Origin of the sequence: Pseudomonas sp. KK4, from assembly GCF_001984065.1 — a bacterium.
Taxonomy (GTDB): domain Bacteria; phylum Pseudomonadota; class Gammaproteobacteria; order Pseudomonadales; family Pseudomonadaceae; genus Aquipseudomonas.
In genome coordinates this window covers 1-20534 of the sequence record NZ_LYVP01000094.1, presented here as the reverse complement: position 1 = coordinate 20534, position 20534 = coordinate 1, and the positions used below count along the sequence as shown (strand labels likewise).

Sequence of the window (20534 nt, the reverse complement as noted above, 5' to 3'; positions counted from 1 at the left end):
CAAAAGTATTCGACTGTCCCACCGCATTCGCGAGCAAGCCCGCTCCCACAGGTGTCTCATTGGTCACGGTCATTCATGCCCTGAATGGCAGACAAAGCCCAACCCCCAGCTACTATTGTGCCCAGCTCCCACATCTATAAGAGGCTGCGCACATGGGTCTTTCCTCTTTTAAAATCGCTCACAAACTGATCACCGGCGCAGGGGCCATCGAGCAACTGGCGGCCGAATTGACGCGCCTGGACATCGACAATCCACTGATCGTCACCGATGCCGCCCTGGTCAAGTCCGGTACGGTAGAGCTGGCGCTGGTGCAGTTGGGGGGCCGCAGCTATGAGATTTTCGACCGAGTGCTGCCGGACCCGGAAATCGCCATCGTCGAAGACTGCATGCGGGTTTACCGTGAAGGCGGGCATGACGGGCTGATCGGCCTGGGTGGCGGCAGTGCCATCGATATCGCCAAAAGTGTCGCCGCGTATGCCGGTTACCACGGCGAGCTCGAAGACCTGTTCGGCATCGACCAGGTGCCCCGCAAGGGCCCGCCGCTGATCGCCATCCCGACCACCGCCGGTACCGGCTCGGAAGTGACCAACGTCGCGATCCTCTCGGACAAGGTCGCGCAACTGAAGAAGGGCATCGTCAGCGACTACCTGTTGCCGGACGTGGCGCTGGTCAGCCCGCAGATGACACTGACCTGCCCGCGCAGCGTCACCGCCGCCAGCGGTGTCGATGCGCTGGTGCATGCCATCGAATCCTATCTGTCGGTCAATGCTTCGCCGATTACCGATGCCCTGGCCATCGGTGCGATCAAATTGATCGCCAAGGCGCTGCCCAAGGCCTACGCCAACCCGTCCAACCTGCAGGCCCGTGAAGACATGGCCACCGCCAGCCTGATGGCCGGCATGGCCTTCGGTAACGCCGGGGTAGGCGCTGTGCATGCGCTGGCCTATCCGCTGGGCGGGCGTTTCAACATCGCCCATGGCGTCAGCAATGCCTTGTTGCTGCCTTATGTCATGACCTGGAACAAGATGGCCTGCGTCGAGCGCATGCAGGATATTGCCGAGGCCATGGGGGTGAAGACCGCTCATCTGAGCGCCAATGAGGCTGCCGAAAAAGCCGTCCAGGCGATGACTGAACTGTGTGCTGCGGTGGAAATTCCTTCAGGCTTGCGCAGTTTCGGGGTCCCCGAGGAGGCCATTCCCGCCATGGCCGTGGAAGCTGCAGGCATCGAGCGTCTGATGCGCAATAATCCGCGCAAACTGAGTGCCGCGGACATCGAGAAGATCTACCGAGCGGCGTACTGATCATCGCGGTCACGGTGCGCGCGTCAAAGCATGAGGTATACAATGCGCGCCATCGTGATTTGGCTCAAAAAAGGTGCGTCATGCAGCCCTTCGTAATTGCTCCGTCGATTCTCTCCGCCGACTTCGCCCGCCTGGGTGAAGAAGTGGACAATGTCCTGGCCGCCGGCGCCGACTTCGTGCACTTCGACGTCATGGACAACCACTACGTGCCCAACCTGACCATCGGTCCGATGGTGTGTGCGGCGCTGCGCAAGTACGGCGTGACCGCGCCGATCGACGCGCACCTGATGGTCAGCCCGGTCGATCGCATCGTTGGCGACTTCATCGAAGCCGGCGCGACCTACATCACCTTCCACCCGGAAGCCACCCAGCACATCGACCGTTCCCTGCAACTGATCCGCGAAGGCGGCTGCAAGTCGGGCCTGGTGTTCAACCCGGCGACCCCGCTGGACGTGCTCAAGTACGTGATGGACAAGGTCGACATGATCCTGCTGATGAGCGTCAACCCGGGCTTCGGCGGGCAGAAGTTCATTCCCGGCACCCTCGATAAGCTGCGCGAAGCGCGGGCATTGATCGACGCGTCCGGTCGCGACATCCGCCTGGAAATCGACGGCGGCGTGAACGTGAACAACATCCGTGAAATCGCTGCGGCGGGCGCCGACACGTTTGTCGCCGGTTCCGCGATCTTCAATGCGCCGAACTACCAGGAAGTGATCGACAAGATGCGTTCCGAACTGGCACTGGCCCGCCCATGAGTGGTTTCGAGCAGCTGTTCCCGGGAAGCCTGCCCAAACTGGTGATGTTCGATCTGGATGGCACGTTGGTCGATTCGGTACCGGACCTGGCGGTGGCTGTGGATAACATGCTGCTCAAACTCGGGCGCGCCCCGGCCGGTATCGAATCGGTGCGTGAGTGGGTCGGTAACGGCGCGCCGGTACTGGTTCGCCGTGCGTTGGCCGGTGGTCTGGACCATTCGGCGGTCGATGATGCCGAAGCGGAACGCGCCCTGGAGATTTTCATGCAGGCCTATGGCGAAAACCATGAACTGACGGTGGTCTACCCCGGCGTGCGCGATACCCTGAAATGGCTGCACAAGCAGGGTGTCGAGATGGCGCTGATCACCAACAAGCCGGAGCGTTTCGTTGCGCCGCTGCTGGATCAGATGAAGATCGGTCGTTATTTCCGGCTGATCATCGGTGGCGATACCCTGCCGCAGAAAAAACCGGACCCGGCCGCGCTGTTTTTCGTGATGAAAATGACCAACATCCCAGCCTCGCAATCGTTGTTCGTCGGCGATTCGCGCAGCGATGTGCTGGCGGCCAAAGCGGCGGGGGTCAAGTGCGTGGCCTTGAGTTACGGCTATAACCACGGTCGACCGATTGCCGAAGAATCGCCAGCGCTGGTCATCGACGATCTGCGCAAGCTAATTCCCGGTTGCCTGGACCCGGCCGCTGAGATAACGTTGGCCGACGCTGTTCAACCCCCTTCTGGAAACGCCATCGTGGTGGTCACTCGCAAACTCTGGATGAAAGTCATCAAGGCCCTGGCCCGCTGGCGTTGGCGCGCCTGACTTTTACCTGGCCGGTCAAACCGGCGCGTTTGCATACCTGACTGTCAGACCCTCAAGCCACGAGGCACATCATGATCCGCGAAGAATTCCTGCGTTTGGCCGCTGCCGGCTACAACCGCATCCCGCTTGCCTGCGAAACCCTGGCCGACTTCGACACGCCGCTGTCGATCTACCTGAAACTGGCTGACCAACCCAACTCCTACCTGCTCGAATCGGTGCAGGGCGGTGAGAAGTGGGGCCGTTACTCGATCATCGGCCTGCCATGCCGCACCGTATTGCGCGTTCACGACCATCACGTCAGCGTGACCGTCGATGGCGTCGAGACCGAAAGCCACGATGTCGAAGACCCGCTGGCCTTCGTCGAAACCTTCAAGGCCCGCTATAACGTACCAACCATCGCCGGCCTGCCGCGCTTCAACGGTGGCCTGGTGGGTTACTTCGGTTACGACTGCGTGCGGTATGTGGAAAAGCGTCTGGGCAAGTGCCCGAACCCGGATCCGCTGGGCGTGCCGGACATTCTGCTGATGGTCTCCGATGCGGTGGTGGTGTTCGACAACCTTGCCGGCAAGATGCACGCCATTGTCCTGGCCGACCCGGCGCAGGAAGACGCTTTCGAGCAAGGTCGCGCACGCCTGGAAGAGCTGCTGGAAAAACTCCGCCAGCCGATCACCCCGCGCCGTGGCCTGGACTTCAGCCAGCAGCAGGCGGCTGATCCTGTGTTCCGCTCCAGCTTCACCCAGGACGATTACGAAAAAGCCGTCGACACCATCAAGGAATACATCCTGGCCGGTGACTGCATGCAGGTCGTGCCGTCCCAGCGCATGTCGATCGACTTCAAGGCGGCGCCCATCGATCTGTACCGTGCGCTGCGTTGCTTCAACCCGACGCCTTATATGTACTTCTTCAACTTCGGCGACTTCCATGTCGTCGGCAGCTCGCCGGAAGTGCTGGTACGGGTCGAAGACAACCTGATCACCGTACGCCCGATCGCCGGCACTCGCCCACGCGGGGCCAACGAAGAAGCGGACCTGGCGCTGGAAAAAGACCTGCTGTCGGACGCCAAGGAAATCGCCGAACACCTGATGCTGATCGACCTGGGGCGCAACGACACCGGCCGGGTGTCGGAAGTGGGTTCGGTGAAGCTCACCGAAAAAATGGTCATCGAGCGTTATTCCAACGTGATGCACATCGTGTCCAACGTCACCGGTCAGTTGAAGGCCGGCCTGACCGCGATGGACGCGCTGCGGGCGATTCTGCCGGCGGGCACCTTGTCCGGCGCGCCGAAGATCCGCGCCATGGAAATCATCGACGAACTGGAGCCGGTCAAGCGCGGCGTCTACGGCGGCGCCGTCGGCTATTTCGCCTGGAACGGCAACATGGACACCGCCATCGCGATCCGTACGGCGGTGATCAAGAACGGCGAACTGCACGTGCAGGCCGGCGGTGGCATCGTCGCCGACTCGGTGCCAGCGCTGGAATGGGAAGAAACCCTGAACAAGCGCCGCGCCATGTTCCGTGCCGTCGCCCTGGCTGAACAAACTCCGCAAGGCTGACCGATGAACGCCCGTCTGCCGGCCGCCTTGAGCGATCAAGCGCTGGACGCGGCGGGCCCTTCATTCGACAGCCGTATTAGTAGTCAGTGAATTCAAGAGGTTCTTAACGCCATGTTGCTGATGATCGATAACTACGACTCTTTTACCTACAACGTTGTGCAATACCTGGGCGAGCTGGGCGCCGAGGTCAAGGTTGTGCGCAACGATGAATTGACCATTGCCGAAATCGAAGCCCTCAACCCTGAGCGTATTGTGGTTTCCCCAGGTCCATGCACCCCGACCGAAGCCGGCGTCTCGATTGACGTGATCAAGCACTTTGGCGGCAAACTGCCGATTCTCGGTGTATGCCTGGGCCATCAGTCCATCGGCCAGGCCTTTGGCGGCGATGTGGTCCGCGCGCGCCAGGTGATGCACGGCAAGACCAGCCCGGTGTTCCACGAAGACAAGGGTGTGTTCGAAGGGCTGAACAATCCGCTGACGGTTACCCGCTATCATTCATTGATCGTCAAACGCGAAACTTTGCCCGATTGCCTCGAACTGACCGCCTGGACCCAGTTCGAAGACGGCTCGGTCGACGAAATCATGGGCCTGCGCCACAAAACCCTGAACATCGAGGGTGTGCAATTTCACCCCGAGTCGATCCTGACCGAGCAGGGCCACGAACTGTTCGCCAACTTCCTCAAACAAACCGGCGGCACGCGCTAAGGATCTTTCATGAATATCAAGACTGCCCTGAGCCGTATCGTCGACCAGCTCGACCTCAGCACCGATGAAATGCGCGATGTGATGCGCGAAATCATGACCGGGCAATGCACCGACGCGCAGATCGGCGCGTTCATGATGGCCATGCGCATGAAGAGCGAAAGCATCGACGAAATCGTCGGCGCGGTATCGGTCATGCGTGAGCTGGCGGACAAGGTCGAACTCAAGACCCTCGATGGCGTGGTCGATGTGGTGGGCACCGGCGGTGACGGTGCCAATATCTTCAACGTATCGACCGCTTCCGCTTTCGTGGTGTCGGCGGCCGGCTGCACCGTGGCCAAGCACGGCAACCGCGCGGTCTCGGGCAAGAGCGGCAGTGCCGACTTGCTGGAGGCGGCCGGTATCTACCTGAACCTGACTCCGGTGCAGGTGGCGCGTTGCATCGACAATGTCGGCATCGGTTTCATGTTTGCCCAGACTCACCACAGTGCCATGAAGCACGCCGCCGGTCCGCGCAAGGAATTGGGCCTGCGTACGCTGTTCAACATGCTTGGCCCGCTTACGAATCCGGCCGGCGTGAAACATCAGGTGGTGGGCGTGTTCACCCAGGCGTTGTGCCGGCCGCTGGCCGAGGTGCTGCAGCGACTGGGCAGCAAGCATGTGCTGGTGGTGCATTCCAAGGATGGCCTGGACGAGTTCAGTCTGGCCGCGCCGACCTTTGTGGCGGAATTGAAAAACGACCAGATCACCGAGTATTGGGTCGAGCCAGAAGACCTGGGCATGAAGAGCCAGAGCCTGCATGGCCTGGCCGTCGAGAGCCCGGCCGCTTCCCTGGAGCTGATTCGCGATGCCCTGGGCAAGCGCAAGACAGAAAATGGACAGAAAGCTGCCGAAATGATCATGCTCAATGCGGGTGCCGCGTTGTACGCCGCCGATCATGCCAGCAGCCTGAAAGAGGGGGTTGCCCTGGCGCACGATGCGCTGCACACAGGTCTGGCTCGGGAGAAGCTCGAGGAGCTGGGTGCATTTACCGCGGTATTCAAAGTGGAGAATGAGGGATGAGTGTACCGACGGTTCTGGAAAACATTCTGGCGCGAAAGGTTCAGGAAGTCGCCGAGCGTAGCGCTCGCGTCAGCCTGGCAGAGCTGGAAAGTCTGGCCAAGGCGGCCGATGCACCCCGTGGTTTTGCCAAGGCATTGATGGCCCAGGCCAAGCTCAAGCAACCGGCAGTCATTGCCGAGATCAAGAAAGCTTCGCCCAGCAAAGGCGTGATCCGCGAGAACTTCGTGCCGGCCGATATCGCCAGGAGCTACGAGAAGGGCGGCGCGACTTGCCTGTCGGTGCTGACCGATATCGACTACTTCCAGGGCGCCGATGCGTATCTGCAGCAAGCCCGTGCGGCTTGCAAACTGCCGGTGATCCGCAAGGATTTCATGATCGATCCGTATCAGATCGTCGAAGCCCGTGCCTTGGGCGCCGATTGCGTGCTGTTGATCGTCTCCGCGCTGGATGACGTGAAAATGGCCGAGTTGGCGGCTGTGGCAAAGGGTGTCGGCCTCGATGTGCTGGTGGAAGTCCACGATGGCGACGAGTTGGAGCGGGCCCTGAAAACCCTCGACACTCCGCTGGTCGGCGTCAATAACCGTAACCTGCACACCTTCGACGTCAGCCTGGAAACCACCCTCGACCTGCTGCCACGCATTCCGCGCGATCGCCTGGTGATCACCGAAAGCGGCATTCTCAATCGCGCCGATGTCGAGTTGATGGAAATCAGCGACGTTTATGCGTTCCTGGTGGGTGAGGCGTTCATGCGTGCGGAAAGCCCGGGTACTGAACTGCAGCGTTTGTTTTTCCCTGAACGTGGCGTACCCGTCAGCGGTTCGACGCTCGACTGATCGCCCATAGATCGAGTCGACCCTTTCGCGAGCAAGCCCGCTCCCACAGTGGATCGCATTCCAATGTGGGCGCGGGCTTGCTCGCGAAGGCGGCATAAGATTCACCACAGGCATCAAGCCTTACGGAGCACCTTATGACCTCACCCCTTTCCCTGACCATCGAAACCGGCCTGCAAGCCGAGCAGGATCTGTTGGCCTCGGTCTGCGCTGGCGACACGGAATTCGGCCTGCTGTTCTGGCAGCCAAGCGATCGCGCATTGGTCATGCCCCGTCGTTTGAATCGCCTGCCCGGTTTCGATCACGCCTGCGAAGTGTCCGCTGCTGCCGGTTGGCCGGTGCTGCTACGGGAAACCGGTGGCGAGCCGGTGCCGCAATCGGCCTCGACGGTCAATATCGCACTGGTCTACGCACCGCCGCGCAGCGAAGGCGATCTGAATCGCATCGAGTCCGGCTATCGGCGCCTATGCGATCCGATCTGTGATTTGCTGGATGAACTGGGTGGCACTTCGTCACTGGGGGAAATCGACGGTGCGTTTTGCGACGGCCGCTTCAACGTCAATCTGGACGGGCGCAAGATGGTCGGCACCGCCCAGCGCTGGCGCCAGAGCCAGGGCGGTCAGCGCCCGGTCGGACTGATACACGGGGCGATGCTGTTGGATAACGAGCGCGAATCGATGGTCGCGGCGGTCAATCGCTTCAATGAGGCTTGCGGCCTGGAGCAGCGGGTGCGTGCCGAAAGCCATATCGGGTTGCACGAGAAGTTCACGGCGCCAGATGCGCTGGCGCGTCTCGACGAACTCTACCGGCTGATGCTGGCGCAGATGTTCGGCGGCTGAGTCTCTGGCTTATCGCGTACCGAACACCACCATGGTCTTGCCTTTGACGTCCACCAGGTTGCGCTCCTCCAGGTCCTTGAGTACGCGGCCGACCATCTCCCGCGAACACCCGACAATCCGCCCGATCTCCTGACGGGTCACCTTGATCTGCATGCCGTCGGGATGGGTCATGGCGTCGGGTTGTTTGCACAGGTCCAGCAGGCAACGGGCGACACGGCCAGTCACGTCGAAAAAGGCCAGGTCACCGACCTTGCGGGTGGTGTTGCGCAGACGTTGTGCGATTTGTCCGCTCAGTACGTAAAGAATGTCCGGGTCTTGTAGCGACAACTCGCGGAATTTCGCGTAACTGATTTCCGCGACTTCGCATTCGACCTTGGCACGCACCCAGGCACTGCGTTCCTGCTCCTGGCCGGCTTGCTCGAACAGCCCCAGTTCGCCGAAAAAATCCCCGGCATTGAGGTAGGCGATGATCATTTCCCGACCGTCGTCATCTTCGATCAGGATGGTGACCGAGCCTTTAATAATGAAGAACAGCGTTTCCGAACGGTCGCCGGCACAAATGATGTTGCTCTTGGCCTGGTAGCGGCGGCGCTGGCAATGCATCAACAGCTTGTCGAGGTTCTTGATCTTGGGTGTGGGGGCAATAGCAACCATGGTTGTATCCCGAAAAGACTGCACGGTGTGTTTGGTTTTTTTATGAACGGCGAAGGCTGCGGCAAGTGGGTGATGCGTCAGCGAATTGGCGTCAGCTTAACAGACACTTCTGGCAATATTCGAGAAATTACCTACAAGGCCTTAGGTTGCGTCCTACGACGAGGCCGCCGTCCAGCAGGGGCCCTGTGCTAAGCTGGCGACCCTTTTTTATACAGTGGAGTCTTGGCGATGAAGGCACGCATCCAATGGGCTGGCGAAGCCATGTTCCTCGGCGAATCCGGTAGCGGTCACGTCGTGGTCATGGACGGTCCGCCTGATGCCGGTGGTCGTAACCTGGGTGTCCGGCCGATGGAAATGCTCCTGCTGGGTGTTGGCGGTTGCAGCAATTTCGACGTGGTCAGCATCCTCAAGAAATCCCGCCAGGCGGTGGAGAGCTGCGAAGCCTTCCTCGAAGCCGAGCGCGCAACCGAAGACCCGAAGGTGTTCACCAGGATTCACATGCACTTCGTGGTCAAGGGCCGCGGGCTCAAGGAAGCGCAGGTCAAGCGCGCCATCGAGCTGTCCGCCGAGAAGTATTGCTCGGCGTCTATCATGATGGGCGCGGCCGGTTGCGAGATGACCCACGACTACGAAATCATCGAGCTCGGTTGAATCGACATTCAACTATCATAAAAGCAGTGCAGACTCTGGCGATCCCCCGCTGACGTCTGCATAATGCGCCACTTTTTTCAGGGTAGTGGCCCGTCACACGACAGGCCGCGCATCCGAACAGACAACCAAAATCGCCATCGCGAAGAGGTGTTAACCGTCCTACGCAGGTGCGTCGTTCGCATCTGACGGGCATGCTTGATCACGCGGCCGGGCCGCAATACATAGAGAGTTTTTAACGGTGAAAAGCAAACTCAAGCTCCACGGGTTCAATAACCTGACAAAGACCTTGAGCTTCAACATCTATGACATCTGCTACGCGGAAACCCCGCAAGACCAACAGGCCTACGTCGAGTACATCAATAAAGAGTACAACGCCAAGCGCCTGACGCAGATCCTCACGGAAGTTGTCGATATCATTGGTGCCAACATCCTGAACATCGCCAGTCAGGACTACGAGCCACAGGGCGCCAGCGTCACGATTCTGATTTCGGAAGAGCCGGTGACCCCGACCGACAGCCAGATCGAAGAATCCCCGGGCCCGTTGCCCGAAATCATCCTGGCCCACCTCGACAAGAGCCACATCACGGTGCACACCTACCCGGAGATCCATCCGGACGACGGTATTGCCACGTTCCGTGTGGATATCGACGTGTCGACCTGCGGGGTCATTTCACCGCTCAAGGCGCTCAATTTCCTGATTCACCAGTTCGATTCGGACATCGTGACCGTGGATTACCGCGTACGCGGCTTCACCCGTGACGTTGAAGGCAAGAAGCACTTCATCGACCACGAGATCAATTCGATCCAGAACTACCTCTCCGAAGACACCCGCGACGCGTATCAGATGACCGACGTGAACGTGTACCAGGAAAACCTGTTCCACACCAAAATGCTGCTCAAGAACTTCGAGCTGGATAACTACCTGTTCGGCGACGCGACCAACAACCTGTCTCCTGAGCAGCGCGCTCAAGTGACCGATCGCGTGAAACACGAAATGCTCGAAATCTTCTACGCGCGCAACATGCCGAACTGAGATCTTCGAACACAAAAAAAGGCGACTCCCTCACGGCAGTCGCCTTTTTCATGTCTGGTGCCTTCAGATCCGGTACGTACTCTTGGTCATCACTTTGGCCATCAGGCTCATCCCGAACTTCACCGGCGCCGGAAACCGGAAACCGCCCGCATCCAGCGCGCTTTCGGCATGCTGTTCTTCATCGATGCGCATTTGTTTCAGGATGGCCCGGGACTTTTCGTCCTCCGCCGGCAGCTGTTCGAGGTGTTCATTGAGGTGCTTGCAGACCTGATCTTCCGTGGCCGCGACGAACCCCAGGCTGACTTTATCGCTGATCAGCCCCGCAACTGCGCCAATCCCGAAGGACATGCCATAGAACAGCGGGTTGAGAATGCTGGTGTGGCTGCCTAACTGTTTGATGCGCTGTTCGCACCAGACCAGGTGGTCGATTTCTTCTTCGGCGGCGTGCTCCATGGCGGCACGTACCTGCGGCAGCTTAGCGGTCAGGGCTTGCCCCTGGTACAACGCCTGGGCGCAGACCTCACCGGTGTGGTTAATACGCATCAGGCCGGCAACGTGCCGGGTGTCTTCATCGCTCATCGTTGCGTCCGGCTGCACGATCGCAGGAGACGGACGGTAAGGCTGGCCACTGGAGGGCAGCAAAGTACGCATCGCGGCATCGGCTTGCAGCAGAAGGCGGTCAATCGGCGAGTAGTGACGTTGAGTAGTCATGCTGACCTCCGGAGGAATCTCGGCGGCCAGTTTAACTCAATCGGCAGGGGAAGGTTTGCGCTGGGTCAGCGCTGTCGACCCCCGCGGACCTTGTAGACCAACGGTGCCCGCGATAGCGTCCTCAAGATCGTATCGCGGACAAGCCTTGTTCCTGCGCAGGCGTGCGGGAATCAGCCCGGCGGCCAGTGCATCTGGCGCTGACCCAGTACGTGCATGTGAATGTGATAGACGGTCTGCCCGCCTTCTTCATTGCAGTTCATGACGACCCGGAAGCCTTTTTCACAACCCAATTCCAGGGCCAGGCGCTGAGCGGTGAACAGAATGTGTCCGGCCAGAGCCTTGTCGTCCTCGGTCAAGTCGTTCAGGGTGCGCACCGGTTTTTTCGGAATCACCAGAAAATGCACCGGCGCCTGTGGGGCGATGTCGTGGAAGGCCAGTACCTGGTCGTCCTCGTAGATGATCTTTGCCGGGATTTCCCGGTTGATGATCTTGGTGAACAGAGTATCCACAGCTGTCTCTCCGTTGTGTGAGCTGGCCTGAGTGTACTCACCGGGCATGCCCGCGCCCAGCTTTTTGCCAGCCGGTCAGCGTGGGCAGTAGGCCTTGTTGACCATGCCGGTGATGGTGCGTACCAACCAGCGCGAGGCGAAGCGGGGCATGGCGGCGAACCAGCGGTTGCGCCGGCCGGGAATGATGATCGCGCGATTTTTTTCCAGTGCCCTCACGGTATAGAGTGCGACTTCCTCCGGGCTCATCAATAGTTTGCTGTCGGCCAGTTTGTCGGTGTTCATCTGCGCGGTACGGAAAAAATCCGTACGGGTCGGACCTGGGCAAAGCACCGAGACCTTGACCGCGCATTTTTTCAGCTCGACCCGCAGGCCCTCGGAAAAATGCAGCACGTAGGCTTTGCTGGCGTAGTAAGTGCTCATCCACGGGCCAGGATGGAAGGCGGCCACCGAGGCAACGTTCAAAATCTGCCCGCCGCCCTGCAAGGCCATGCTGTTGCCGATGGCGTGGCACAGACGGGTGAGTGCCAGGATGTTCACTTCGATCAGGTCTTGTTCGGTCATCCAGTCCTGAGCGAGGAACGGGCCGCACGTGCCGATCCCCGCGCAGTTCACCAGCAGGTCGATCTGCCGGTCACCTTCTTCCAGCTCCAGCAGAAAACCGGACAGGCGCAGGGGCTCGCCCAGGTCGCAGGCGCGAAACAGTACTTCCACGCCAAAACGTTGAGTCAGTTCAATCGCAATGCTTTCCAGCTGATCACGCTGTCGGGCCACCAGCAGCAGGCTGCGGCCGCGTCGGGCCAGCGCTTCGGCCATCGCCAGGCCGATGCCGCTGGAGGCGCCGGTGATCAGAGCGTAACGGGTCATGCAGTTCTCCATCGCAACAGCTCCGCGCCGCGCCGCAGGTGTCACGGGCAGGGAGCGCTGTTCATTTCTGCGCAGAGTCTACAGGGGGCTGGGCGGATTCGGCTGCATCATCAGGTGAAATTGCCGGCGATTCGGTTTCCACCTCGACGTCGTCAGTGGTCACCGAGCCGCTCTGATAACTGCTTTCGAGGGTGTCTTCGTATTCATCCTGAATGGCCGAGATGCCGCCAGCCAGCGCGCCGACGATGAACAGCGCGATGAACACCAGCCATAGCGAGGACAGTACCTTGACCGAGGTGCTGTTGGGCGGTGGTGGTGCGCCATAGCGGTTGGCGAGGGTGTTGCCGGGCAGCGCGAGCAGCAGCAGGGGAAAGAAGGTGCCTATGAACGGTACGAGATTCAGCAGCCAGAGCCAGCCCGACCAGCCGAGGTCGTGCAGGCGCTGAACGCAGATCATGATGCTGACGATGAAAAACGCGAGGCAGAGGAAAAACGCCAGGATGCCGCCGATGATCAGGCCTGCGGTCGAATCGCTGCTGACCAGCGCCAGGCCCGCCAGGGCAAAGACGGCCACTACGGCAATCGTCACCAGGCTCAACACCATCGACCATGCGAGGAAACGCAGGCGCCCGATGCGGCCTTCCAAGCCCAATGGTTTGAGCGTGGCGTATTCAGGCAGGCTTTCACCGACATTGGCGCGCGGTGGGGCGTAGGGGGAATCGGGTTCTGCAGGAGCGGTCACGGGGGCGTGATGGTGAACGTCCGCCAGGCTCAGATCAATTGAGGCTTCGGGCTCGATACGCGCATCGATACCGGTATTTCTCAGGGCTTGAAGGTAAGTCTGGGCGTCCGTTTGCGACAACTCCCGCTTGAGCGTGACCGGGAGGCCGTTGAACAGGCGCTCGACCGCAGCGACTTCGCTTTTATACAGATCGGCGAGGTTGCGCTTGGCGGAATCGATGTCAACGCCCGGGAGCAGCGTGCCGTCGAAGACGATTTTGAAACGGTTTTCGCTCATTGCCGAGGCATCCTTGTCGCGCGGTAGGATTCCACGGAGTGTAGGGCCAGCCATGGATCACTGGCCCGAATTCTTCACCGTGGCCAATGCTGTTGAAGTTGTGCAGCCTGCTCCAATGCTTTGCGGTATTCGGCATCGAGGCGTGCGACCAGTTGATCGACGCTTGGCAGATCATCGATTTCACCGACACCCTGGCCGGCGGACCACACGGTTTTCCAGGCTTTGGCTTCATCGCTGATCGGCTTGAGCTTGGCGCCGAAGTTGACCTCGCCCTTGTTTTGCAGCGCGGCCATGTCGAACCCCGCGGCCTCCAGGCTCTGGCGCATGAAGCTCGCCGGCACGCCCGATACCGCGGGTGTATGGATGATGTCGGCGGCTCTGGCAGTCAACAGCATTTCTTTGTAGGCGTGCGGCGCATGACTTTCGGTGGTGCCGATGAATCGCGTGCCGAGATAGGCCAGGTCCGCGCCGAGCAATTGCGCGGCGAGAATCTCGTGGCCGTGGTTGAGGCAGCCGGCCAGCAGCAGCGTCTTGTCGAAGAACTGGCGAATTTCGGCAATGAGGGAAAACGGACTCCAGGTCCCGGCATGCCCCCCGGCGCCGGCCGCTACTGCGATCAAGCCATCCACACCGGCCTCGGCGGCTTTCTCGGCATGGCGCCGGGTGGTGACGTCGTGGAACACCAGGCCGCCATAGCCATGTACGGCATCCACCAATTCTTTTACCGCGCCGAGGCTGGTGATTACGATCGGCACTTTGTGCTCAATGCAAATCGCCAGGTCTGCCTGCAAACGCGGGTTGCTGCTGTGAACGATCAGATTGACTGCATACGGCGCGGGGTTTTCCAAGGCGGCCAGCCCGGTTTCGATCTCTTCCAGCCACGCCTTGAAACCGCTGCTCTCGCGCTGGTTCAGCGCCGGAAAGCTCCCCACCACCCCGTTGCGGCAGCAGGCGAGGACCAGTTGCGGATTGGAAATCAGGAACATCGGCGCTGCCACCACAGGCAGGCGCAGATGTTGTTCGAGCAGAGCGGGCAGTGCCATTGGAAGTACCCCGGTGAGTTTTCTATTGGAGTTAGAACGGCCGAACGACAACCAGAATGACGATAGCCAGCAATATCAGAACCGGCACTTCATTGAACCAACGATAAAACACGTGGCTGCGGGTGTTCTCGCCGCGGGCAAAGCGCTTTACCTGCGCGCCGCACATATGGTGGTAGCCAATCAGCAACACCACCAGGGTCAGCTTGGCATGCATCCAGCCGCCCTGGCTGAAGTAAGCGCCAGGATTGAGGCTGATCAGCCAGCCGCCAAAAATGAGGGTCGCAATCATCGCCGGTCCCATGATGCCGCGATACAACTTGCGCTCCATGACACTGAAGCGCTCCTTGCTGATCGCATCCTCACTTTGCGCGTGATAAACGAACAGGCGCGGCAGGTAAAACAGGCCGGCAAACCAGCAGACGACGCTGACGATGTGAAAAGCTTTGAGCCACAGATAGAGCATTTTGATTATTCCCAGGTTCACGGTAGCCCGGATAGTAGTGGCTTGAGGCTCCGCACGTCACCTTGCCGGTTGTCGCAGGACGATGCGGGCCCTATTATCGACGGCTTTCCAGTGGGTTCGCAGAGGGCAGGTTTATGGTCAAGGTCGGTATCGTCGGCGGCACGGGTTACACCGGTGTCGAACTGTTGCGTCTGTTGGCGCAGCATCCGCAAGCTGAAGTGGTTGTCATCACTTCCCGATCCGAGGCCGGTCTGGCCGTGGCCGATATGTACCCGAACCTGCGAGGCCACTACGACGGCCTGGCGTTCAGCGTTCCGGATATCGCGACCCTGGGCGCTTGCGACGTGGTGTTTTTCGCCACACCTCATGGCGTCGCTCACGCCTTGGCAGGCGAGTTGCTGGCAGCGGGGACCAAGGTCATCGACCTGTCTGCGGACTTCCGCCTGCAAGACGCGGATGAGTGGGCCAAATGGTATGGCCAGCCCCATGGCGCGCCGCAGTTGCTGGAGGAAGCGGTCTACGGTCTGCCGGAAGTCAATCGCGAACAGATCAAGCAGGCGCGCCTGATCGCGGTGCCGGGTTGCTACCCGACCGCCACGCAGCTGGGTTTCCTGCCGCTGCTCGAAGCAGGTCTGGCTGATACCTCCGTGCTGATTGCTGACTGCAAGTCCGGCGTCAGCGGTGCCGGTCGCGGTGCATCGGTAGGTTCGCTGTACTCCGAGACGTCGGAAAGCATGAAGGCTTATGCCGTGAAAGGGCATCGCCACTTGCCGGAGATCCGTCAGGGGCTGCGTCGGGCTGCAGGCAAGGACGTTGGCTTGACCTTCGTACCCCACCTGACGCCGATGATCCGTGGCATTCACTCGACGCTCTACGCGACAGTCGTTGATCGCTCGGTGGATCTGCAGGCGCTGTTTGAAAAGCGTTATGCCAATGAGCCGTTCGTCGATGTGATGCCGGCCGGCAGCCATCCGGAAACCCGCAGCGTGCGGGGCGCAAACGTCTGCCGTATCGCGGTGCATCGTCCGCAGGAGGGTGATCTGGTGGTGGTGTTGTCGGTGATCGACAACCTGGTCAAAGGCGCGTCGGGCCAGGCGGTGCAGAACATGAACATTCTGTTCGGGCTGGATGAGCGTCTGGGGCTGTCCCACGCTGGCATGTTGCCGTAAGGTTTGATTCGCCACAGTAAAAGGCCCGTTTGACGGGCCTTTTTGCATTTGGACTAGACCATTGGCTTGGTTGATATACCGTAACAATAGTTGACCGATTTTCTAGGACAAGCGGATAATGCGCGTCATCACGCAATATGACGGCGTAGCGCCGGGAGATAGTCAGCATGAGCGTCGAATCCTTCACCCCCACGGCTTTGCAATTCACCCACGGTGCCGCGCACAAGGTGAAGAGCCTGGTCGATGAAGAGGGGAATGATCGCTTGAAGCTGCGCGTATTCGTTACGGGCGGCGGTTGTTCAGGTTTTCAGTACGGCTTTACTTTCGATGAGGAAGTGGCCGATGACGACACCATCGTCGAGCGCGAAGGTGTGAGTCTGGTGGTCGATCCGATGAGCTTCCAATACCTGGCCGGTGCCGAGGTGGATTACCAGGAAGGTCTGGAAGGTTCGCGTTTCGTCATCAAGAACCCGAATGCAACGACCACCTGTGGTTGTGGTTCTTCGTTTTCGATCTGATCAGCGCGTCCGTATCAACGAAACGCCGCATGGCCTCACGGCCCTGCGGCGTTTTGCTGTCTGGCATTCAGGCGGGGTAGATGGCGCCTAGAACGCGTAGGCCGCGGGCGCCGGTGACGCTCGGGCGATTGGCTGCAATGCCTTCGAGGCAGCAGTGGGCGAGCCAGGCGAACGCCATGGCTTCGACCCAGTCCGGGTCTACGCCATAGACGGAGGTGCTGCTGACTTTCGCGTTCGGCAGCAGGCTGGCCAGGCGATTCATCAGCGTGGTGTTGTGGGCGCCGCCGCCGCAGACCAGAACTTCTTGAGTGTTGTCCTGGGCGCTTTGCAGTGACTCGATGATGGTCAGCGCGGTCAGTTCGAGCAGCGTCGCCTGTACATCATTGGCAGCAAAGACCGGCAAGTGAGAGAGGTGCCGCATAAGCCATGGAAGGTTGAATACTTCGCGCCCCGTACTCTTCGGACCCTTGGTGATAAAGAAAGGGTCGCTGAGCAGCGCCTTCAACAGGGTCGGTACTATCTGCCCGGTGCTAGCCCACTGACCATCACGGTCATAGTTATCGCCGCGGTTGTGGTGAATCCAGGCGTCGAGCAGCACGTTACCTGGGCCGCAATCGAAACCGGCAACAGCTTTTCCGGGCTCGATCAGGCTCAGATTGCTGAACCCGCCGATATTCAACACTGCGCGGCTACCGTCCCGTTCTCCGAACAGGGCTTCGTGAAAGGCTGGAACCAGTGGTGCGCCTTGGCCGCCGGCGGCGACATCGCGGCTTCGAAAGTCACTGACCACGGTGATACCGGTCAATTCGGTCAACAGGGCCGGGTTACCGATCTGTACCGTGAAGCCGCGCGCGGGCTCGTGGCGAATGGTCTGCCCGTGGCTGCCGATCGCGCGTATGTCCTCAGGCTTGAGGTGTTGTTGGGCGAGGAGGGTATGAATGCCTTGCGCCGCCAATGTCACCCAATTCTGCTGAGCGATGGCGGAGCGGGCTATTTCGTCCGGCCCGCTGGCGCACAGTGCGAGCATCTCTGTGCGCAATGAGTCGGGCATGGGAATGTAATGCGTGGCGATCAGCCTGGCCGCCGATGCCTGTTCGATCAGCGCAATGTCCAGGCCATCTAGGCTGGTTCCGGACATCACACCTATATAGAGCGCCATGGCTTAACGTTTGCTCGAAGCCAGTTGGGTGGACTTCTCTTGGTCCATGCGCGCCATCAGTGGCTGACTCTGCGCGAGGAAGCGTGCGCGTTCAGCCTTGGAGATCGGATCGGCCATCGCCACCTTCTGACCCAGCGGATCGACGTGAACGCCATTGACCTGGAACTCGTAGTGCAGATGCGGGCCGGTGGACAGACCGGTAGTGCCAATGTAGCCAATCACTTGACCCTGTTTGACGTTGCTGCCGGTCTGGACGCCTTTGGCGAAGCCCTGCATGTGGCCATACAGCGTACGGTAGGTGCTGCCGTGCTGGATGATCACGGTGTTGCCATAACCGCCGCGGCGGCCGGCCAGCAGGACCTTGCCGTCGCCGGCAGCCTTGATTGGCGTACCGCGTGGCGCTGCATAATCGACGCCTTTGTGGGCGCGGATCTTGTTCAGGATAGGGTGCTTGCGACCCATGGAAAACTTGGAACTGATGCGGGCAAAGTCCACCGGCGTACGGATGAATGCCTTGCGCATGCTGTTGCCGTCTGCGGTGTAGTAGCTGCTGTTGCCTTGTTTGTTGGTGTAGCGCACGGCGGTGTAGGTCTTGCCGCGGTTGGTGAAGCGCGCTGACAGAATCGGGCCGTTGCCGACGGCTTTGCCGTTGACCACCTTCTGCTCGTAGATCACGTCGAATTCATCGCCCTGGCGAATGTCCTGGGCGAAGTCGACGTCATAGCCAAACACGCTGGCCATATCCATGGTCAGGCTGTGGGACAGGCCTGCGCGAGCGGCGGACTGTGACAGCGAGCTGTTGATCACGCCATGAACATAGGCGGAGCGCACGGTTGGCTTGGCAGTGACGCGGTTGAAGGCATAACCCGTGGCGTTCCTGGTCAGGGTAATGGTTTCAAGGTCGCTGACTTTGCTGTGCAGGTTGGTCAGTTGACCTTCCGGGCTCAGTTCGAACTCCAGTTTCTGTCCGTGCTTGAGCTGGCTGAATTGCTTGGCCTGCTTGTCGCTGGCGAGTACTTCATGCACGGAGGTGGCTGGAAGCCCGACCTTCTCGAATAGCGTGGAGAGGTTGTCGCCCTTGGAGACGATCACTTCCCTGTGGTTTGGCGCCTTTTTTTCTTCTACCACTGGCGCGGGGGCTTCGGCTTCAGCGGTTTGCGCAGGCTCTTGTGCACTGTTGTCGATCTGCGCGAAAGGGGACTCTGTCGGCTCATTTGTGGCCTGGACAGTGTCGGCAGCGTCTTGATCTTGTGTCAGTTGTTCAGCAGGGCTTTCCAGTTCAAGGCTCAGGGTTGTCTTTTTGGCTTCGACATCACTGGACGGGAATACCAGAAGCGCCAGGCTCAAAAGGGCGGCGATGCCGCTCGCAGCGAGCAGATGGGTCTTCGGGTAAAGCGGTGGCGCTTTAGACGATTCTTGGGTCATAGGTAATTTTGACTTTGAAAAGATGAATTGGAAAAGATGAATGACATGATGAATATGAAATAACTGTATAAAATATAACCAAATCATCATCGAAGCAAGTCCGCGGATACTTTGCCCGTGGATTGGTGTCCGTGCGCCGGGCAAACCTTGTAATTGACGCACGTTCTTGTATGGTTGGTTCCCTTTGAATCTGAACCTTGCGGGTCTGTTATGAAGTCGGTTGAAGAGCAGCTAGCGCTGATCAAGCGTGGTGCGGAAGAATTATTGGTCGAGTCCGAGCTGATTGAAAAGCTCAAGCGTGGCCAGCCGCTGCGTATTAAGGCGGGCTTCGATCCGACTGCGCCGGATTTGCACCTGGGGCATACCGTGCTTATTAATAAGCTGCGCCAGTTCCAGGAGTTGGGGCACCAGGTGATCTTCCTGATTGGCGACTTCACCGGGATGATCGGTGATCCCAGCGGCAAGAGTGCGACGCGTCCGCCGCTCACCCGTGAGCAGGTTCTGGAGAACGCCGAGACCTACAAGACTCAAGTCTTCAAGATTCTTGATCCGGCCAAGACCGAAGTGGCCTTCAACTCCACTTGGATGGATCAGATGGGGCCGGCCGACTTCATTCGTCTGACGTCGCAGTACACCGTGGCGCGGATGCTCGAGCGCGACGACTTCGACAAGCGTTACACGACCAATCAGCCTATCGCCATTCACGAGTTCCTCTACCCACTGGTTCAGGGCTATGACTCGGTCGCTCTGCGCGCGGATGTCGAGTTGGGCGGTACCGATCAGAAGTTCAACCTGCTGATGGGGCGCGAGTTGCAGCGTGGCTATGGTCAGGAGGCTCAGTGCATTCTCACCATGCCATTGCTCGAAGGTCTGGATGGCGTGAAGAAGATGTCCAAGTCCCTGGGCAACTATGTGGGCATACAGGAAGCGCCAGGGGTGATGTACAGCAAGCTGGTTTCCATTCCTGATGCGCTGATGTGGCGTTATTTCGAATTGCTCAGCTTCCGCTCCATGGAAGAGATCAACGCTTTGCGTGCTGATGTAGAGGCAGGTGCGAATCCGCGGGATATCAAGATCAAGCTGGCTGAGGAGATTGTCGCGCGTTTCCATGGTGAAGAGGCTGCGGCCAATGCTCATCGCGCTGCGGGCAATCGCATGAAGGATGGCGAGCTTCCGGATGATCTGCCGGAGATCGAGTTGTCTGCTGCTGAGGATATGCCGATCGCTGCTGTCCTTAATAAGGCAGGTCTGGTCAAGAACTCCGCTGTTGCGCGGGATCTGCTTGGTTCTGGCGGCGTACGTGTTGATGGGGAGGTTGTTGATCGCTCCTTTATGTATGTGCTGGGCGCTACCCATGTATGCCAGGCGGGTAAGAAGGCATTTGCACGTATTACGCTCAAATCCGAATAAACCTGAAATTAAGTGTTGACGGCGAATTTTAGAAGCCTATAATTCGCCCC

22 protein-coding genes are annotated in these 20534 nt (G+C 59.7%); 13 read left to right on the top strand and 9 right to left on the bottom strand.

What is annotated here, in order from left to right:
* The first annotated feature begins 152 nt into the window (after positions 1 to 152).
* The 8 genes from B0W55_RS22990 to B0W55_RS22955 all read left to right on the top strand — a co-directional run bounded on the left by B0W55_RS22990 (position 153) and on the right by B0W55_RS22955 (position 7857).
* Positions 153 to 1301: an iron-containing alcohol dehydrogenase gene (locus B0W55_RS22990; RefSeq protein ID WP_077048204.1), complete on the top strand. Its 1149-nt coding sequence runs from the start codon at positions 153 to 155 to the stop codon at positions 1299 to 1301.
* Positions 1302 to 1381: 80 nt separating this feature from the next.
* A complete protein-coding gene (rpe, locus tag B0W55_RS22985) occupies positions 1382 to 2056 on the top strand; it encodes a ribulose-phosphate 3-epimerase (RefSeq protein ID WP_077048203.1) in 675 nt (224 codons plus the stop codon).
* Complete coding sequence (locus tag B0W55_RS22980) at positions 2053 to 2871, top strand: phosphoglycolate phosphatase (RefSeq protein WP_077048202.1); 819 nt, start codon at positions 2053 to 2055, stop codon at positions 2869 to 2871. The genes rpe and B0W55_RS22980 overlap by 4 nt, the downstream gene beginning before the upstream one ends.
* 71 nt (positions 2872 to 2942) lie before the next feature.
* The gene (gene trpE, locus B0W55_RS22975) at positions 2943 to 4424 is read left to right on the top strand and encodes an anthranilate synthase component I (RefSeq protein ID WP_077048201.1); all 1482 of its coding nucleotides are present in this window, start codon (positions 2943 to 2945) and stop codon (positions 4422 to 4424) included.
* Positions 4425 to 4535: 111 nt separating this feature from the next.
* A complete protein-coding gene (locus B0W55_RS22970) occupies positions 4536 to 5129 on the top strand; it encodes an aminodeoxychorismate/anthranilate synthase component II (RefSeq protein ID WP_077048200.1) in 594 nt (197 codons plus the stop codon).
* A 9-nt stretch (positions 5130 to 5138) separates the two neighbouring features.
* Positions 5139 to 6188 (top strand): anthranilate phosphoribosyltransferase, encoded by a 1050-nt coding sequence (gene trpD / locus B0W55_RS22965; protein WP_077048199.1) that lies wholly within the window; start codon positions 5139 to 5141, stop codon positions 6186 to 6188.
* Positions 6185 to 7021: an indole-3-glycerol phosphate synthase TrpC gene (trpC, locus tag B0W55_RS22960; RefSeq protein ID WP_077048198.1), complete on the top strand. Its 837-nt coding sequence runs from the start codon at positions 6185 to 6187 to the stop codon at positions 7019 to 7021. The genes trpD and trpC overlap by 4 nt, the downstream gene beginning before the upstream one ends.
* A gap of 134 nt (positions 7022 to 7155) precedes the next feature.
* Positions 7156 to 7857: a lipoate--protein ligase family protein gene (locus B0W55_RS22955; RefSeq protein ID WP_077048197.1), complete on the top strand. Its 702-nt coding sequence runs from the start codon at positions 7156 to 7158 to the stop codon at positions 7855 to 7857.
* Positions 7858 to 7866: 9 nt separating this feature from the next.
* On the opposite strand, the gene crp is transcribed toward B0W55_RS22955, so the two are convergent.
* Entirely contained in the window at positions 7867 to 8511 is a 645-nt protein-coding gene (gene crp, locus B0W55_RS22950; protein ID WP_077048196.1) for a cAMP-activated global transcriptional regulator CRP, read from the bottom strand.
* A gap of 228 nt (positions 8512 to 8739) precedes the next feature.
* Here crp and B0W55_RS22945 point away from each other — a divergent pair, with 228 nt between their 5' ends.
* Positions 8740 to 9162, top strand: coding sequence for an OsmC family protein (locus B0W55_RS22945; protein WP_077048195.1), 423 nt, complete (start codon positions 8740 to 8742; stop codon positions 9160 to 9162).
* Positions 9163 to 9400: 238 nt separating this feature from the next.
* Positions 9401 to 10195, top strand: a complete 795-nt coding sequence (gene speD / locus B0W55_RS22940) for an adenosylmethionine decarboxylase (RefSeq protein WP_034147353.1) — start codon at positions 9401 to 9403, stop codon at positions 10193 to 10195.
* A gap of 63 nt (positions 10196 to 10258) precedes the next feature.
* Here speD and coq7 read toward each other — a convergent pair whose 3' ends face one another.
* From coq7 to hemJ, 6 genes are all read right to left on the bottom strand, one after another.
* Positions 10259 to 10906: a 2-polyprenyl-3-methyl-6-methoxy-1,4-benzoquinone monooxygenase gene (gene coq7, locus B0W55_RS22935; protein ID WP_077048194.1), complete on the bottom strand. Its 648-nt coding sequence runs from the start codon at positions 10904 to 10906 to the stop codon at positions 10259 to 10261.
* Positions 10907 to 11076: 170 nt separating this feature from the next.
* Complete coding sequence (locus tag B0W55_RS22930) at positions 11077 to 11415, bottom strand: histidine triad nucleotide-binding protein (RefSeq protein ID WP_008027110.1); 339 nt, start codon at positions 11413 to 11415, stop codon at positions 11077 to 11079.
* 75 nt (positions 11416 to 11490) lie between these two features.
* Entirely contained in the window at positions 11491 to 12279 is a 789-nt protein-coding gene (locus B0W55_RS22925) for an SDR family oxidoreductase (RefSeq protein WP_077048193.1), read from the bottom strand.
* A gap of 61 nt (positions 12280 to 12340) precedes the next feature.
* Positions 12341 to 13297 carry a DUF805 domain-containing protein gene (locus B0W55_RS22920; RefSeq protein ID WP_077048192.1) on the bottom strand — a complete coding sequence of 319 codons (957 nt, stop codon included), beginning with the start codon at positions 13295 to 13297 and terminating at the stop codon, positions 12341 to 12343.
* 74 nt (positions 13298 to 13371) lie between these two features.
* Positions 13372 to 14340, bottom strand: a complete 969-nt coding sequence (locus tag B0W55_RS22915; RefSeq protein WP_077048191.1) for a nitronate monooxygenase family protein — start codon at positions 14338 to 14340, stop codon at positions 13372 to 13374.
* Between the two features lie 31 nt (positions 14341 to 14371).
* Positions 14372 to 14803 (bottom strand): protoporphyrinogen oxidase HemJ, encoded by a 432-nt coding sequence (gene hemJ / locus B0W55_RS22910; RefSeq protein ID WP_077048190.1) that lies wholly within the window; start codon positions 14801 to 14803, stop codon positions 14372 to 14374.
* 134 nt (positions 14804 to 14937) lie between these two features.
* Between hemJ and argC the strand changes: the two genes are divergently transcribed.
* Entirely contained in the window at positions 14938 to 15972 is a 1035-nt protein-coding gene (argC, locus tag B0W55_RS22905; protein ID WP_077048189.1) for an N-acetyl-gamma-glutamyl-phosphate reductase, read from the top strand.
* A 167-nt stretch (positions 15973 to 16139) separates the two neighbouring features.
* Entirely contained in the window at positions 16140 to 16490 is a 351-nt protein-coding gene (erpA, locus tag B0W55_RS22900; protein WP_007906865.1) for an iron-sulfur cluster insertion protein ErpA, read from the top strand.
* A 67-nt stretch (positions 16491 to 16557) separates the two neighbouring features.
* On the opposite strand, the gene B0W55_RS22895 is transcribed toward erpA, so the two are convergent.
* Positions 16558 to 17649 (bottom strand): anhydro-N-acetylmuramic acid kinase, encoded by a 1092-nt coding sequence (locus tag B0W55_RS22895; RefSeq protein WP_077048188.1) that lies wholly within the window; start codon positions 17647 to 17649, stop codon positions 16558 to 16560.
* Between the two features lie 3 nt (positions 17650 to 17652).
* A complete protein-coding gene (locus B0W55_RS22890) occupies positions 17653 to 19074 on the bottom strand; it encodes a peptidoglycan DD-metalloendopeptidase family protein (RefSeq protein ID WP_077048187.1) in 1422 nt (473 codons plus the stop codon).
* Positions 19075 to 19284: 210 nt separating this feature from the next.
* Between B0W55_RS22890 and tyrS the strand changes: the two genes are divergently transcribed.
* The gene (tyrS, locus tag B0W55_RS22885; protein WP_077048186.1) at positions 19285 to 20484 is read left to right on the top strand and encodes a tyrosine--tRNA ligase; all 1200 of its coding nucleotides are present in this window, start codon (positions 19285 to 19287) and stop codon (positions 20482 to 20484) included.
* Positions 20485 to 20534 lie beyond the last annotated feature (50 nt).